15 protein-coding genes, 1 tRNA gene and 1 pseudogene are annotated in these 15,719 nt (G+C 57.6%); 5 read left to right on the plus strand and 12 right to left on the minus strand.

All coding sequences use genetic code 11. The features are described 5' to 3' along the window. Positions 1-84: 84 nt before the first annotated feature. Positions 85-1,452, minus strand: a complete 1,368-nt coding sequence (locus F0169_RS04305; RefSeq protein WP_152745733.1) for a helix-turn-helix domain-containing protein — start codon at positions 1,450-1,452, stop codon at positions 85-87. A 161-nt stretch (positions 1,453-1,613) separates the two neighbouring features. Between F0169_RS04305 and F0169_RS04310 the strand changes: the two genes are divergently transcribed. Further along, the gene (locus tag F0169_RS04310) at positions 1,614-2,255 is read left to right on the plus strand and encodes a hypothetical protein (RefSeq protein WP_152745735.1); all 642 of its coding nucleotides are present in this window, start codon (positions 1,614-1,616) and stop codon (positions 2,253-2,255) included. A gap of 220 nt (positions 2,256-2,475) precedes the next feature. Here F0169_RS04310 and F0169_RS04315 read toward each other — a convergent pair. After that, positions 2,476-2,565: transfer RNA gene (locus tag F0169_RS04315), tRNA-Ser, on the minus strand. A gap of 336 nt (positions 2,566-2,901) precedes the next feature. Between F0169_RS04315 and F0169_RS04320 the strand changes: the two genes are divergently transcribed. The 3 genes from F0169_RS04320 (at position 2,902) to F0169_RS04330 (ending at position 5,603) form a co-directional block, all read left to right on the plus strand. Further along, positions 2,902-3,594 (plus strand): crotonase/enoyl-CoA hydratase family protein, encoded by a 693-nt coding sequence (locus tag F0169_RS04320; RefSeq protein WP_122250233.1) that lies wholly within the window; start codon positions 2,902-2,904, stop codon positions 3,592-3,594. Between the two features lie 214 nt (positions 3,595-3,808). Beyond that, positions 3,809-4,531 (plus strand): lysophospholipid acyltransferase family protein, encoded by a 723-nt coding sequence (locus F0169_RS04325; RefSeq protein ID WP_152745737.1) that lies wholly within the window; start codon positions 3,809-3,811, stop codon positions 4,529-4,531. Positions 4,532-4,631: 100 nt separating this feature from the next. Next, positions 4,632-5,603, plus strand: coding sequence for a magnesium and cobalt transport protein CorA (locus F0169_RS04330; protein WP_099240750.1), 972 nt, complete (start codon positions 4,632-4,634; stop codon positions 5,601-5,603). On the opposite strand, the gene F0169_RS04335 is transcribed toward F0169_RS04330, so the two are convergent. Beyond that, positions 5,581-6,321, minus strand: coding sequence for an amidotransferase (locus tag F0169_RS04335; protein ID WP_152745739.1), 741 nt, complete (start codon positions 6,319-6,321; stop codon positions 5,581-5,583). The two genes, F0169_RS04330 and F0169_RS04335, sit on opposite strands and share 23 nt — an antisense overlap. A 712-nt stretch (positions 6,322-7,033) precedes the next feature. On the opposite strand from F0169_RS04335, the gene F0169_RS04340 reads away from it, so the two are divergent. Further along, on the plus strand, positions 7,034-7,840 hold the full coding sequence (locus F0169_RS04340) for a c-type cytochrome (protein WP_152745741.1): 807 nt from the start codon (positions 7,034-7,036) through the stop codon (positions 7,838-7,840). 107 nt (positions 7,841-7,947) lie between these two features. Here the strand turns inward: F0169_RS04340 and F0169_RS04345 are convergent. From F0169_RS04345 to F0169_RS04385, 9 genes and pseudogenes are all read right to left on the minus strand, one after another. Continuing rightward, positions 7,948-8,750 (minus strand): annotated as a pseudogene (locus tag F0169_RS04345) (transglutaminase family protein). Next, complete coding sequence (locus F0169_RS04350; RefSeq protein ID WP_058412312.1) at positions 8,747-9,697, minus strand: alpha-E domain-containing protein; 951 nt, start codon at positions 9,695-9,697, stop codon at positions 8,747-8,749. Before F0169_RS04350 ends, F0169_RS04345 begins: the two are co-directional and overlap by 4 nt. A gap of 4 nt (positions 9,698-9,701) precedes the next feature. Then, positions 9,702-11,111 (minus strand): circularly permuted type 2 ATP-grasp protein, encoded by a 1,410-nt coding sequence (locus tag F0169_RS04355; RefSeq protein WP_152745743.1) that lies wholly within the window; start codon positions 11,109-11,111, stop codon positions 9,702-9,704. Between the two features lie 419 nt (positions 11,112-11,530). Beyond that, positions 11,531-11,872 carry a ribonuclease E inhibitor RraB gene (locus F0169_RS04360; RefSeq protein ID WP_003193463.1) on the minus strand — a complete coding sequence of 114 codons (342 nt, stop codon included), beginning with the start codon at positions 11,870-11,872 and terminating at the stop codon, positions 11,531-11,533. A 213-nt stretch (positions 11,873-12,085) separates the two neighbouring features. Next, positions 12,086-12,322, minus strand: coding sequence for a hypothetical protein (locus F0169_RS04365; RefSeq protein ID WP_058412314.1), 237 nt, complete (start codon positions 12,320-12,322; stop codon positions 12,086-12,088). A gap of 103 nt (positions 12,323-12,425) precedes the next feature. After that, positions 12,426-13,031 (minus strand): START domain-containing protein, encoded by a 606-nt coding sequence (locus F0169_RS04370; protein WP_058412315.1) that lies wholly within the window; start codon positions 13,029-13,031, stop codon positions 12,426-12,428. A gap of 41 nt (positions 13,032-13,072) precedes the next feature. Further along, on the minus strand, positions 13,073-13,327 hold the full coding sequence (locus F0169_RS04375) for a YkgJ family cysteine cluster protein (protein ID WP_058412316.1): 255 nt from the start codon (positions 13,325-13,327) through the stop codon (positions 13,073-13,075). A 159-nt stretch (positions 13,328-13,486) separates the two neighbouring features. Next, the gene (locus F0169_RS04380; RefSeq protein ID WP_058412317.1) at positions 13,487-13,978 is read right to left on the minus strand and encodes a hypothetical protein; all 492 of its coding nucleotides are present in this window, start codon (positions 13,976-13,978) and stop codon (positions 13,487-13,489) included. 117 nt (positions 13,979-14,095) lie between these two features. Further along, on the minus strand, positions 14,096-15,538 hold the full coding sequence (locus F0169_RS04385) for an aminotransferase-like domain-containing protein (RefSeq protein WP_058412318.1): 1,443 nt from the start codon (positions 15,536-15,538) through the stop codon (positions 14,096-14,098). Between the last annotated feature and the right edge of the window lie 181 nt (positions 15,539-15,719).

Genomic DNA, 15,719 nt, shown 5'->3' on the forward strand with positions numbered 1-15,719 from the left:
CTGTTCGTTCAGAGGATTGGCAGGACGGGTAAAAAACTACGGTTAGCCTCCGTACAGTTTTTGCCAGCCCCCGGCCCCAGCACCTCAAACAGACAATTCACCTTCTGGCGGAGTCAGTAAGCCATACAAATATTGCTCTGCATTAGAAACCGTCTCCAAGCTACTAAAAACCTGCACTTTCAGCTGATTACCAAGCCCAAACTCCACAACATGCAATTTTCCCGCGCACACTACGTCATCCGGAGGTAACGCCAGAACGGCTCGCGAAGGATAGAACCGATCATTGCGCGACTTATACGCAACCTCTCGCATAGGGAGAAGCACGTAATCCAATTCCTCGAAATCCATGCCATCGATCAATGCCGATTTGCCCTGAAACCAGCCACCTCTAACACCTCTCGCCACGTTTCCAGCTTGGTCACACAAATAGGTGGCAAGCCGTTGGGAGTCCTCCGCATCAGGAGCGCCAAGCAAATCGAGCTTGATCAACTGAGCCAGCTCTGCCTCACCCTCACCCTCACCAAGCACACTCCAATGATGAGAAAGCAGGTATCCCGCATACAAATCAAGCCTTCCCCTCATGAAAGGGGCCAGCCCTTGCTCGTGGCTATCTTTAAAAAACTTACGAACTTCGCCAGTCAATTGGCTACGCAACTCCCGGCCTGACTTGAAGATGCCATCTACTACGTCAACATCGTTGTCCTCAGTCGGCACGCGATCAACCGACACCAATAAAATCGGCAAGCGCTGCCCACAATTCAACTCTGGATGGTGCAGATTGAGGTAGTAAACGCTTTTGGTCTTTTTGAAGATGACTGATCCTGTTGCACCCGGTGTGTATGCCCGGATCAAACCACTATCGAGCAAGGTCCGAATTCGGTTCTTCAAACGCTCCTGACTTAGCCCAGTTAACCGCGAGAGCTCTGCACGACCTAAATCCCGCACAACACCAAATCGATCAGCGCGGCATAACAGCACTGCAAGCAGCAAACGATTTACGACACTCAGTCGGCCCTGCTTCCGGCTTGCTCGGACATGAGCAAGGGGGGCGCCTTCGAGCGGCCCCTTTTGCTGCATGGCAACATCTGACAACTGAAGCGCCTTGCTCTCATGCTTTAAAAGGTGATGGATTACTCTGGCATGGACCACCTTAGACACGTCATTCAGACCAACCTGCTCAACGTCGCCTGGCGCCAACTCATATTGTCTTTTGGGGCGCCCTTGCCCGCTCACCAAGTCCCGACGAATCAGGACCTTAGCAGCGGTCAACGAATTCAGTGCTGCGCCCATCTGGCTATCTGAAATTCCAAATCGCCCTGCTAGCTCTTTAACACCCGAGCAAATGGGCCCTGCAACCAAACCGCACTCAACCAAGCGTACCAATACATACTTTGCTTCAGGACTGATCCCTTTCGCCTTACTGAGCAGCACTGAAAGCAGCATCTCGCTCACATTAATTTCCTAATCCAGTTAAGCCACATCTTTATTTTGGCACAGAAAATACACCCTGTTTTAATAAACACCGATTACTAAGTAATTATTGAGTATTACACTTAGTATCTCAGCCAAGGTACAGTGAGATAAATCTAGGTAAAAATACTATGGAGAGCACGATGGCAGGCAGTGACTGGCTCAATATGAAGGATATAGATCAGTTGAAATGGGCTACGAAGCACCTTCGTACCAAGGGAGAGACACACGAAGGCGCGCCCATCTCAGCCACCAATTTCGATGCCTGGCTAAGTCAAGAAAGGACAAAAGACTCTGCGCTCTTACTGACAATGAAGCTGGCCTGGACCCAGGCTCAGCGAAGAAAAGCGGACAAGAACGCAAAGAAAAAAGCCTGCAGTTTCGTGCTCTCAGAACAGGCGAAGCAAAAACTGAACAAGCTGGCGAAGCAGAACAAAAGCAGCATTACCAATTTTCTTGAGAGCCTGCTCTCTGATGAATACGAGCAGGCCGCCCAGCAGAAAACCGTTGCTAAAAATGCCGCCAAAAGGGCCGCAGAAAAGGAGCTGCAACTGAAAAAGAGGCTGGACTCCCTATACCTAGCACTCCAGAAGTGCGTCACGGAACTCACGCAGCGCATCGTCATGATGGAAGCCGTAGAGCTCTCAATCGACAGCCTCTCAGAGGAGCAGAAGAGCCAAAGCGAAGCGCTTTACGCAAAAACACTAAAAAAGGTTACAGGCAAAAGTCCAACGGCATTTCTCAATGAGCAACTCTCTCGCAGCATGGAAAGAGCGCCGAGCTAGCCGAGCCCTTCAGTGGCAGCGACGCCAACGCCCACCAGCGCAGCTCGGATCCCGATTTGAACACAAGCGCCAGCGTAGATTGCCAAGAAAGAAAAGCGCCCTATCGCGAACTACCTGACGACAAGGACATCTTTCCAAAATCCGAGTGGGGGGACAAATGGGGGAACAAAAACCGTAGAATGCAAAAAGGCCCCATTTATGGGGCCTTTAGGTATAAATTTGGCGGTGAAGGAGAGATTCGAACTCTCGATACAATTTCTTGTATACACACTTTCCAGGCGTGCTCCTTAAGCCACTCGGACACTTCACCGTATCTCGTCAAACCAGTTCAGTCTGTCGAGGCGCGCTAATGTAGTCGAAAGCCTTTCTGATGGCAAAGGTTTTTTTGAGAATTTTCATGCGCTTAGACGGTAATGCAGCTACCCGCTCAGCGAGGGGTGGCGATTGTGCCATTCTCGGGCATCGGCGCTAGGCGTTAGGGGCGGCGGCTGCGCCCTGCTCCGGGCCGTCTACCCTTGGGGATGCGGCGAAAGCCTGACTGGGCAGTCAGTCACGGCGCTTTACCGGGGCGGGCGTGGTGGGTAACGTCTGTGTATGCATGGCTATAAACAGCCTCTTTATAACAAGCCTTACAAGGAACCGCGTCATGAGTGAGTTGATTGCTTACCACCTCGAAGACGGTATCGCGACCCTGACCTTGAGCAACGGCAAGGTGAATGCCATTTCTCCGGCGGTGGTCAGCGAGTTTAATGCGGCGCTGGATCGGGCCGAGCAGGATCGGGCGGTGGTGATCATCACCGGGACGCCGGGCATTTTGTCGGGTGGTTATGATTTGAAGGTGATGACGGCAGGCCCTAAAGAGGCAATCGGGCTGGTGACGTCGGGCTCGACGTTGGCGCGTCGTTTGTTGTCGCACCCGTTTCCGGTGATTGTGGCGTGCCCTGGGCATGCGGTGGCCAAGGGCGCGTTCCTGTTGCTGTCGGCGGATTATCGGATTGGTGTGGAAGGCCCGTTCAGCATTGGCCTGAATGAAGTGGCGATTGGCATGACCATGCACCATGCCGGTATCGAGTTGGCACGTGATCGCTTGCGCAAGTCGGCGTTTCATCGGTCGGTGATCAATGCCGAGATGTTTGACCCGCAGGGCGCGTTGGGTGCTGGCTTCCTCGATAAGGTGGTGGCACCGGAGGCGCTACACGCAGCGGCGCTGGAAGCAGCGCGGCAGTTGAAAAAGATCAACATGAACGCTCACAAGCACACCAAATTGAAGGTGCGTAAGGCGCTGTTGGAAGCGTTGGATGATGCAATCATTCAGGACCAGGGCCATATCCTGAGCTGACACCGTTGCATGCGCTGCGCCATAGCCCAACCTTGAGTTGGGCTTTTTCTTACAAAAAAATCCGAAACCTCTTTAGCCGCTCTGGCCGGGTGGTGTTTGCATACGTTGAAACATGTGCTTAAACATCGCCTATCTCCTACGTCTGTAGGGGCAATTGCCGAATACAGTGCACATCCGTACACTGCGCCAACTTTTGTCCCGATGGGCCGTATCGATGCTTTTTTTGTTACGTATGTTGTTGATGAGCCTGCACTTTATGCTTGCCGGTGTGCTGGGCGTGCTGTTAGGGATCTGCCGGCCGTTCAACCCGGACAACAGCCGCCTGTGCGCTCGCTTGTACGCAATTCCTGCGATGTGGATGTTGCGTTTAAACGTCAAGGCTGATGTCGACTCCCTGCGTAACAAGCCCGGCCCGTGTGTGATCATCGCCAACCATCAGTCCAACTACGACCTGTTTGTGCTCGGCACCGTGGTGCCTCATCGCACCGTGTGTATCGCCAAAAAAAGCCTGAAATGGGTGCCGTTGTTTGGCCAGTTGTTCTGGCTGGCGGGCAATGTGTTGATCGACCGCGGCAACGCGCACAAGGCACGCCGCGCGATGCTCACCACCACCCATACCTTGCAGCATGAGGACACCTCGATCTGGGTGTTCCCGGAAGGCACGCGTAATGTGGGCAAGGGCCTGTTGCCGTTCAAGAAAGGCGCGTTTCATATGGCGATTACGGCCGGCGTGCCAATCGTGCAGGTGTGCGTGAGCAATTATGTGACGCACATGCGGCTTAATCGCTGGAACAGTGGTGATGTACTCATACGCTCGTTGCCGCCAATTCCTACTGCCGGGCTGACGTCGGATGACGTCCCACGCTTGATGCAGAGTTGCCAGGAGCAGATGAATGACGCTATCGCAGCGCTGGACCGCGAGCTGAAAACCGACTGATTGGCTCGCCACAAAAAGCGCCCACCTACACGCACCAATGGAACGCCATTCAGGCTAAGCTGCCCAACATTTGTCCTCCCAATCAGAAGCGATCAGCACCATGGGTAGAGTTGTTGCGGCCGCCGTGTACAGCGCCGGTAAGAAAGTTACTGATATTACCCTCGACGAAGGCGCAGCCTGGGCCGCCAAACCCGATCACTTTGTGTGGATCGGCCTTGAAGAGCCCAACGAGCAGGAGCTGAATAACCTGCAACGCCAGTTCAACCTGCATGAATTGGCCATCGAAGACGCGCTGGAAAAGCACAGCCGCCCGAAGCTTGAAACCTTCGGCGATGCGCTGTTTATCGTCACTTATTCACCGGTGCGCGACAACGGCAAACTGGTGTTTATCGAAACGCATATTTTTGCCGGCAAGGGCTACATCATCACCGCCCGCAACGGCCACTCAGCGTCCTACGGCTATGTGCGCCAACGTTGTGAGGCGCGGCCGCTGTTGCTGGAACATGGGGAAGATTTCGTACTGTATGCGCTGCTGGATTTTGTCACCGAGAACTACCAGCCGGTCAGCGAGGCGATCCACGCCGAGATTGATGAGCTGGAGCGCAACGTGCTGTGCAATTCGTTGAACGAGCGCGACATTCAGAACCTCCACGGCCTGCGCCGCGACGTGCTGCGCTTGCGCCGGTATGTGGCGCCGATGGTGGAGATCAGCGAGGAACTGCAGAAACTGAGCTTCCCGTTTATCGACAAGAACATGCGCCCGTATTTTCGCGATGTGCAGATCCACGTCACGCGGCAGATGGAAGACCTGGCCACGTTGCGCGATATTGCCAGCGAAACCATCGAGATCGGCGTGTTACTGGAGGCTTCGCGGCAGAGCGTGGTGCAACGCAAGTTCGCCGCGTGGGCGGCGATTCTGGCGTTCCCCACGGCGGTGGCGGGTATTTACGGGATGAATTTTCAGAACATGCCCGAGCTGCAATGGCACTACGGCTATTTTGCAGTGCTCGGGTTTATTGGCGTGGGCTGCACCAGTTTGTGGGCCAGCTTCAAGCGTTCGGGCTGGCTTTAGCCGCGCGTGGCGTGTGCGCGACAAAGCGCATCATCCATTCCGCCACGGTGGCCCCGTGGTGGTCGCGCGCCAGGCTGGCAACACCATTGGTGTAGACCTTTTCGCCCAGCGTTGTCTGAAGAATCTCAAGCAGTTCGCGCGAATAGTCGTGGATGAATTCCGGGTGGCCCTGAAAGCACAGCACTTGGTCTTCGATGTGGTAAGCGGCAAATGGGCAAAAATCGCTGGAAGCGATCACCGTGGCATTTTCCGGCAGGCTGGTCACTTGGTCTTGGTGGCTGATCAGCAGGGTCAGTTCCTCCACTACCGGGCTCATCCAGGGCGCCTTGGCGTTGAGCTTATAGTCGTGAATGCCCATGCCCCAGCCCTTGCTCGCGCGTTCGGTTTTACCGCCCAGCAGCAGCGCCAATAATTGGTGGCCGAAACAGATGCCCAGCAACTTGTCACCGCGTGCATAGCGGTCGAGCACGTAGGTCTTGAGGGTCTGGATCCACGGGTCGGTGCCGAAAGAATCGGCCTTGCTGCCGGTGATCAGGTACGCATCAAACACTTCATCATCCGACGGGTATTCGCCCTGCACCACGTTGTAGATGACAAATTCGGCGGCAATCGGCTGCTTGGAGAACAGGCGCTTGAACATCTGCCCATACCCTTGGTACTGATCGATCAAGCCTGGACGCAGGATATCGGTTTCCAGGATACAGACGCGTAGCGACATAAAATACCTGACACAGTGGTTGGAATAATCAACAGCTCAGAGCCTGCCTCGAAATACCCTGCCAACGCAACCCCGGCGGATGCACTTTGCAAACGGCGCCATGGCCCGATTGACACGGTTTCATTGGCGAAGGCGCTGGTTGCTGTTGACCTGATCACTCGGACGAACGGTAGGCAGCCACCGGAAACCGCTGATTAATCGTTTTAGCTGTCTAGCCGAGGCATTGGCGGGAATGTGGCGATAGGCCTCATGCATTTTTTAGCGAAAAAACTTACCCGTTGATACGAAATGGATCTAAGGCGCGGAGAACGAGGGCTCTAAGGTTCAATCAGTAAGGAAGTTGCTGCCGGGTTTTGCCGGAGTAGCTGTAAGAAAAGTGCAACGTCACGTCGCGATACTGGAATTCTCCGACACGCGTTTGACGCTCAGGAATAACAACAAAAGGCAGTCAGCCATGTTCAAACATTCGAAAGTACGTCAGGCGGGACTTATTCTCTTCGCCACCACACTGATTCTGATCTTGCCCAACTTAACCAAAATCATTGGTTAACGGCCCGACCCTCACATTCCGTGCACACCGTGCACCGGGACTGCAGCTTTTGGCAGCACCTGCCGGGACATTGCGAATAGCGGTCCTGTTGCAGGGGCTGCCTTTTTACGTATAGATTTCGGCGGGCATTCGCCTCATCGCCACGTCGAAAGGGCCGCCCTCTTGAAACTGATCCTCGCCTTGTTCGCCGCCCTGCTGGCCCTGCCGGCCTGGGCCGCGCAACTGACCGTTGAGCTGGACCACACCAGCAAGACCTGGCAGACCGCTGACCTGCTCACGCACCCGGATGTGCAAACGGTGCAGATCACCGATGACGTTTCCTACAAGCGCAACATGACGTATCGCGCAGTGCCGTTGGCGGCGCTGTTACCGGGCCTGACGCCTGCCAATCATCTGCAGGCCGTGGCACTCGACGGTTTTGCGGCAGAGCTGACGGCTGCGCCGCTGCTGCGAACGCACGGCGCGCGTGCCTGGTTGGCGGTGGAAGACCCGGCAAACCCTTGGCCGGCGCTGGCGGAGGGCAAGCCGAGTGCCGGGCCGTTCTATCTGGTGTGGACCGATCCGCAGGCTGGCAGGATCGGCCCGGAACAGTGGCCGTTCCAGATCGTGGGGATCAAGCAGTTGAAGACGGTGGCGGAGCGCTTTCCGGCGTTGCTGCCGGACCCGACGTTGGCCGCGAATGATCCGATCAACCAAGGGTTTTTGGTGTTTCAGAAAAACTGCCTGGCGTGCCACCGCCTGAATGGTGCGGGTGATGCGCACGTGGGGCCAGACCTGAATATTCCCTATAACCCCACGGAGTATTTCAGTGGCGACTTTCTCAAGCGCTATATCCGCGACCCGCAAAGCCTGCGGCAGTGGCCACAGGCGAAAATGCCGGCGTTTGCAGCCAGCGTGCTGCCTGACGGCGAGCTGGATTTGTTGCTGGGGTATTTGAAGCATATGGCGGGGCGCAAGCAACAGCCTTGAGAGGTTCTAGTTTGTGGCGAGCGGGCTTGCTCGCTCGCCACAAAAAGCCTGAGCCTCACACCACGTCAGGTCTTCACAACAAGCCGGCTGCCCACGGCACCCGTGCCCTACTGCTGCTGCACTGATACCACCGGCGTCGGCGCTACGAACACCTTGGCGTGCATCTGTTCATGCCCGCCGCCACGGCGCATGCCGCGTACCGGGCACGCATCCAAATAATCCAGGCCCACCGCCAGTTTCAAATGCCGTTCCGGCCGGGCCAGTTGGTTGGTCACGTCAAAGCTGTACCAGGCGTCATCCAACCAGGCTTCCGCCCAGGCGTGGCTGGCCAGATGGGTGCTGTCTTCGGTGTACAAATACCCCGACACATACCGCGCAGGAATGCCCAGGCTGCGCGCGCACGCCAGGAACGCATGGGTGTGGTCCTGGCACACACCTGCACGCCCGGCGAAGGCCTTGGCGGCGCAGGTGTCGACTTCAGTGGCGCCGGGCGTGTAGACCATCGATTGGTTGAGCGCATGCATCAAGTCGATCAACGCGGTGCGGTCGCGACGTTGATGGCAGTGCTGCGCGGCGAAGCGTCGCAGGGCCTCGTCGGGCTCGGTCAGGCGGGTGCTGCGCAGGAACGGGAACGCCGACTGGCTTTCGTGTTCGGCCTCGCGCAACTCATCAATATCCACTTGGCCACGCGCGCCGATGATGATCGCATCGTGGGGTTCGTCCAGGGTCAGCACATGCAGGATGTTGCCGAACGGGTCACCTGCGCGCGCACCGGGCGCGGCAGGTCGAGCTGCCAACTGATGACTTGCTGGCGCTCGCTGTCGTGGGGCGTGAGGCGCAGGTATTGAATGCTCGCGCGCACCTTGTCTTCGTAGTGGTAGGTGGTTTCGTGGCTGATGGAGAGTCTCATGCGGCCTCCAGGTAGGAGCTGTAGATGGCGTCGCCCAACTGGCGGACCAGGGGGATGAAGTCGGTCAGCCAGGCGTGCAGGCCTTCCTCGAGGATTTCGTCGATGGCGGTAAAGCGCAGGCGGGCGTCCATCTCGGCGGCCAGGCGCTGGGCCGGGCGGCCGTTGAGGCCGGGCAGGCTGGCGAGGATCTGGTCAATCTCCTCGCTGCACGCGCGCAGCGAGCGCGGCACATCGGCGCGCAACAGCAGCAGTTCCGCCACTTGCCGGGCGCCGGGGGCGTCGCGATAAATCTCGGTGTAGGCCTCGAACGAGGACAACGCGCGCAGCAACGCGCTCCACTGGTAGTAGGCGTGGGCGGTGCCATCGGTGACGGCTGCGGCTTGGTCGCCAGCCATTTCGTAGCGCGCGTCGAGCAGGCGCAGGGTGTTGTCGGCGCGCTCGATAAACGTGCCCAAACGGATAAAACGGAAGGCATCGTTACGCATGATGGTGCCGTAGGTGGCGCCCCGGAACAGGTGCGAACGCTCCTTGACCCACTCACAGAAGCGGCTCATGCCATAACGGCTAAGCCCTTGCTGGGCGATCTCGCGAATATCCAGCCAGGTGGCGTTGATGTTTTCCCACATGTCGGCGGTGATTCGCCCACGCACCGCATGCGCGCTGGCCCGCGCGGCGCCGAGGCAACTGTAGATGCTGGCCGGGTTGGCCGCGTCCAGCGCAAAAAAGTGCAGCAGGCGTTCGGCATGCAGTTCACCGTGACGCGCGTGGTAATCCTCCAGCGTGCCGGTGATCAACAGCGGCATGGCCAATTCATGCAGGCCATCACCGCGCCCATCCTGGGGCATCAGCGACAGCGAATAGCTGACATCGAGCATGCGCGCGAGGTTTTCCGCGCGCTCCAGGTAGCGCGACATCCAATACAAATCCGAGGCAGTTCTACTCAACATGTCATCAGTCCTCGACCACCCAGGTGTCTTTGGTGCCGCCGCCCTGGGACGAGTTGACCACCAGCGAACCTTCGCGCAGGGCCACGCGGGTCAAGCCGCCAGGCACCACACGGGTTTCCTTGCCGGACAAGACGAACGGGCGCAGGTCGATGTGGCGCGGCGCAATGCCGTTTTCGACAAAGGTTGGGCAGGTGGATAAACACAGGGTCGGCTGCGCGATATAGGCATGCGGCTTGGCCTTGATGCGGGCACGGAAGGCTTCGATTTCGGCCTTTGAAGACGCAGGCCCCACCAGCATGCCGTAGCCGCCGGAGCCTTGGGTTTCCTTGACCACCAGGTCTGGCAGGTTGGCCAGCACGTGGGACAATTCGTCGGGCTTACGGCATTGAAACGTCGGAACGTTCTTCAGGATCGGCTCTTCGTCCAGGTAAAAACGGATCATCTCGGTGACGAACGGGTACACCGACTTGTCATCCGCAACCCCGGTGCCAATCGCATTGGCCAGCACCACATTGCCGCAGCGATACGCCGCGAGCAGGCCGGGCACGCCGAGCATGGAATCCGGGTTGAACGCCAGCGGGTCGAGGAACGCATCGTCGAGGCGACGGTAGATCACGTCCACCGCTTTGGGGCCGTCGGTGGTGCGCATGAACACGCGGTCATCGCGCACGAACAGGTCGGCGCCTTCCACCAGTTCCACGCCCATTTCGCGGGCCAGAAACGCGTGTTCGAAGAACGCGCTGTTGAAACGCCCCGGCGTCAGCACCACTACGCTGGGGTTATCCAGCGGGCTAGAGCTTTTCAGGGTATCGAGCAGCAGGTTGGGGTAGTGGTCGATCGGCGCAATGCGCTGGGCGGCGAACAGTTCGGGGAACAGCCGCATCATCATCTTGCGGTCTTCAAGCATGTAGCTGACGCCGCTCGGTGTACGCAGGTTGTCTTCGAGCACGTAGTAGGTGCCGTCACCATCACGTACCAAATCGACGCCAGAGACGTGGGAATACAGGCCGCGGTGCAGGTTCAGGCCCTGCATTGCCAATTGGTATTGCTCGTTGGCCAACACCTGTTCGGCAGGAATGATCCCGGCCTTGATGATGCGTTGATCGTGGTACAGGTCGGCGAGAAACAAGTTCAGCGCCTTGACCCGTTGAATACAGCCACGTTCGACCACCCGCCACTCACTCGCCGGAATGCTGCGCGGGATGGTGTCGAAGGGAATCAGGCGCTCGGTGCCCTGCTCGTCCCCGTAGAGGGTAAAGGTGATGCCTGCGCGGTGGAACAGTAAATCGGCCTCACGCCGACGCTGTGCCAGCAGTTCGGGTGGGGTGTCGGCCAACCAGCGGGCGAACTCGCGGTAGTGAGGCCGAACCTGGCCTGCCCCGTCGTACATTTCATCGTAATAAGTGCGGATCATGCCGTACTCCTTGTCACCCGGACGCAAGAACCATCGCAAGGCCCGTGCCAGCGGCATAAACACTTAAAAATCAGTTAGTTGAATTACCACCGGGATCTGCTCGCACCGTCCTGGTGCGAAGAATGCCCACCCTTGCGCCGCGCGCTTCATTGCAATGCGAGCTTTGGCTATCAACAGCATAGTCAGAGTTGATTTCACTGCGCGGCGACCCTTGCGGATAATCACCACCATCTGCTGAACAGGACGCGTCCTGAGGCTTCAGCGCAACGCTCTTCCCTTTCAGCCACCCTATTTGGGTGCTTTTTTTTGGTGCAGAAAATGGCACCGCAAGTTCCGAATATTTTTGCTACGCCAGACACAAAATCGGCCGACCCGAAGGTCAGCCGATACGCTGCGGTTTTCATACAACATGCGTTGAATTACATGGGTAACCCACGCACCTCTTGCTTGACGCCCCATCCTTCGATAATCCCGCCCAGCGGTTCGACCACCGCTTCAAAATCTTGCTCGAAGTCTCCTATGCCGTCGTAGGTTGCGAACATGATTTTGCTCAGTTCCAGGTACCAGGCGCCATCATCGCGCGCGCTGACCTGGGCGTTCAGGGACTCTCCACGAAATCGACCCGCAGCCCTGCGCGCCCGTTCCTCATCCGGGAAAATGGCGTAGAACTCGATGGGGTGAAAACGTGAGAAGTCGAAGCCGCCCTCTTTCATGCGGCGCAGAACGTTGGTGCTGATGTCTTCTTGATAGGCTGTGCTCATGAAACGTCCTCCTCAAACTGATGGATAGACTTTCCGTGCTTCCCGAAGCCCGCGCCCTACTGGCGCGGGTGCGACGGCTATGACATCACCGCTGGAAAACAAGCATGTAGCTGACAAGACCAAACCTTAGCGAATCACTCGCTGATCTCAATTGCAGAGTAGCGTGAACCTGGCACCTCCACCAGAGGCGCTTGAACGGCAAACAGGGAATGTTCAGGCGGCAGGTGAGATGTCGAGGATCTGAATACTGTTCTGGTCTTTAAGGATCTTGACCGTAGGCTCGGGTTTACGGCCTTCCAGGTCATTGAGGTCCAGCTCCGCAGCCACCGGAACCAGCTTGTTGCGAATCATGTGCGCCGCATCTTCGAGGGTTGGCTTTTGATCGCAGGTGAACTGCTCTACGGACTGTACGCCGTGATCATCAACGAAGGTAATCTGCCACTTTTGCATCGGTGCCTCCTCGATAAAACCCGTGTTTGGGCTCACAACTATCTGGACCTTGAGGGTTTGGCAAACGTTCCACTCACGTCAGGAGGCACCTGATTAATGCGACTTATTTTTCAGCGTGTTGCTTCAAGGCTTTCAGCGTGTTGAACGGTGCGTCCACCACAAACTTGTTGGCCAGCCACGACGGCACGCTGCCACCTGGCTCGGTGTGCACCTGATAGGTCACTTCGGTCTGGTTGTCGCCTTTGGGCACCAGCTTCCAAAAACCCTCTACCTGGGCAACACGCACGTAACCTTTAACCTCTGGCTGGTAGGTCGGCACTTCGAGCAATGTGCGCGTGATGCTGCCATCGGCGCCCTTGGAGGTGGTGATCTCAAGGATCGAGTCGCGGTCGGTCACCGGGAACGGTGCCTTGAACTGGGTGTAGGTCCAGCTCTTGTCGCCTTCGGTCTTGAGCAGTTTTTGCGACTTGCATTCGTGGATCCAGGAGCAGGCAGCGGCGACGTCTTCCTGCAGGGCCTGGATCTTCGCAATCGGTGCCTTGATCACGGTCACACCGCGATACGCCTTGTACTTGGAGCCGGCAATTTCGCTCAAGGACACTTTGATACCGTCTTCGTCCTTGGCGACTTGCCAATCTTCAGCCTGGGCGGTGGCGGCGAACAACAGCGTAAAACCGCACAGCACAGCCATTCGTTTCAGCGAACCCATTGTTGTATTCCTTATTGTTGAAGTTCCGATAATAAAGCCCATCAAGCCGCCGTCATCTGCTCCCACCAGCCGATCAACCGGATCGCATCGGGCTGATCGGTGCCGCAGACCTCAATGTCGGCCTTGAAATCACTGCACACCGCTGGCCGCTCCGGTTGCCCGAAAAGCTGGCATAGCTGTTCGACCGACAAGTGCAGGCAGCGTTCGCCCGCAGGTTTGCCCATGGGCATTCCCGGTAATGGCGAACTGATAGAGGGGGCAATGCAGCAAGCGCCACAGCCTTCACGGCATTTCATGAACAGCAGGTCCTCGACGACTCAATAGGATGGCGGGGCTAGAGTACGCCCTAAAACAGCCGTTTTAAAATGGTCCAACAGGGGTTTTTCGCAAAAACCAAAGTGACTGACCAGTCTCCGACAGAGGGTCAGTGGCAGGCGTCACGTTTAGCCGGAAGTTTATTGCTTGAATTCGAAATCCAGCGCAGCGCCTTCCACATCACGGCGCTCATCGCTGCGCAATTGCAGCTTCATCTCGTTGCTCAACAAGCGCCCATTGATCTGGAACGCGCTGTTATCGGAGGGCTTCTCGGCGAACATCGGCGGCAGCAATGGCACACTTTTGGGTTTGGGCATGGTGCCGATGGGTTGCAAATGCTTGACCATGTCTGACGGCAGGGACAGGTCCAACTGGGCCGGTGGCAGCTTGGTCTTGGCCACTTCATGCGCCGACTTGGACTTGCTCGCTATCGGCTTGCGCTTTTTAACCGCAGTGGCTTTCTTTTTGGTTTCGGGCGCCTTTTTGGCCGGTGCGGGTTTCTTCGCGGGGGCCTTCTGCCCCGCACTTGCGGCAGGCTTGCTTTCAGTCACGGCAGCGGCCGCCAGCACCGTACCGACGTTACACAGGCTTAGTAAACCAACCACCACAGCAGCGCGAAAAATTGAGGTCATAGTGCCAACAGCATTAACGGCAGAAGGCCATATGCTCGCTTGTTGTGCGCGGCATGACAAGCGTGTTGATTGAGCAGGCGCTTGGGCAGTGTCCCGGTTGTGCGCCTCAACCGGGCGTTAAAAGCCTGTGGCTGCGGTTTCCTGGCAGAGCTGGCTGGCCAGCATCCCCAACGTCATCAATGCGCGCTCCGCCTCGCGGTTCCACGGCGTACCGCAGTTGAGGCGAATACAGTGGTTGAACTGTTCGGTGTTACTGAAAATCACCCCCGGCGCAATGCTGATGCCTTGTTGCAGTGCGCGCACGTGCAGTTCTTGAGTATTGACCCGCCCCGGCAAACTGACCCACAAGATAAAGCCGCCGGTGGGGCGGGTCATTTGTGTACCTTCGGGGAAGTACTGCTGCACGGCCAGTTGGAAAGCACTGAGGTTCTTGCGGTATTCCTGGCGGATGTGGCGCAGGTGCCGGTCGTAACCGCCGTTCTCCAAGTAAGCCGCGACGCCCATCTGCGTGACGCTGCACGCCGAATGGGTGCTGAACATCTGCAGCCGCTGGATTTCCTGCTGGTATTTACCGGCGATCATCCAGCCGATGCGCACACCGGGCGACAAGGTCTTGGAAAAACTCGAGCAGTAAATCACCCGGTCGAGGCGGTCGTAGGCTTTCAAGGCCTTGGTGCGGCCCGGCTCAAACATCAGTTCGCCGTAAATATCGTCCTCAACGATCTGGATATCGAAATCCGAGGCCAGGCGCAGCAACTGTTTCTGCCGCTCCTCGGGCATGGTCGCGCCCAACGGGTTGCTCAGGCGCGTGGTCAATACCAGGGCCTTGATCGACCATTGGTTGGCGGCCAGTTGCAGGGCCTCAAGGCTCATGCCGGTGGCCGGGTCGCTGGGAATTTCGATGACCTTGAGGCCCAACAGGTCGGCCAGTTGCAGCAAGCCGTAATAGGTCGGTGACTCGGCGGCGATCAAGTCGCCAGGGCGGGTCAGTACCCGCAAAGACATCTGCAATGCATCGACACAGCCGTGGGTGATCACCACTTCAGACGGGTCTACCACGACGCCTGCATCACGCATGCGAATCGCCACTTGGCGGCGCAGCGGTTCAAACCCCGGGCTGAACATGTAACTGAATGCCCGTGGGCTCTGGAACCGCGTGACCTTGGCCAACTGCTGGTGCAGCGCCCGCACGGGCAGGTAGTCGACACTCGGCACGGCAGCGCCCAACGGGAATACGCCTTCGCGGCGCGACTCGACCAACACTTGCTGAATGATGCTGCTGCGGGTGACCAACCCCGGGCGTTCGACCCGCGCGATGTCTGGCGTGGGCGCCGTGAGCGCAGGCGTCTGGTGCACGTAATAACCCGATTGCGGCCGCGCCCGGATCAGCCCCTGGTCTTCCAGGTTGGCGTAGGCCTGCAACACGGTGGCATGGCTGACGTTGAGCTGTGAGCTCATTTTGCGTACCGAAGGCACACGCTCACCGGGTTGATAGACACCGCGCCGGATGTCCTCAGCCAGTTGCTGGGCGATACGTTGGTAAAGCAACAGATTGGTCATGACGCAGCACTCGATTTCACGGGCATTTTATTTTTGTGTGAAACATACCAGCACAGTTTAGAAGTGTACGGGGACAGTTGCCACAATAGTCGAGCGCGGGCGGCAGTGATAGAGAAAATTACAAGGGCGTTGAACAGCGTTTCAGGTCTACACCGAGGGGACCTGTGGGAGGGGGCTTGCT

The sequence above is a fragment of the Pseudomonas kitaguniensis genome (assembly GCF_009296165.1).
Classification (GTDB): domain Bacteria; phylum Pseudomonadota; class Gammaproteobacteria; order Pseudomonadales; family Pseudomonadaceae; genus Aquipseudomonas; species Aquipseudomonas kitaguniensis.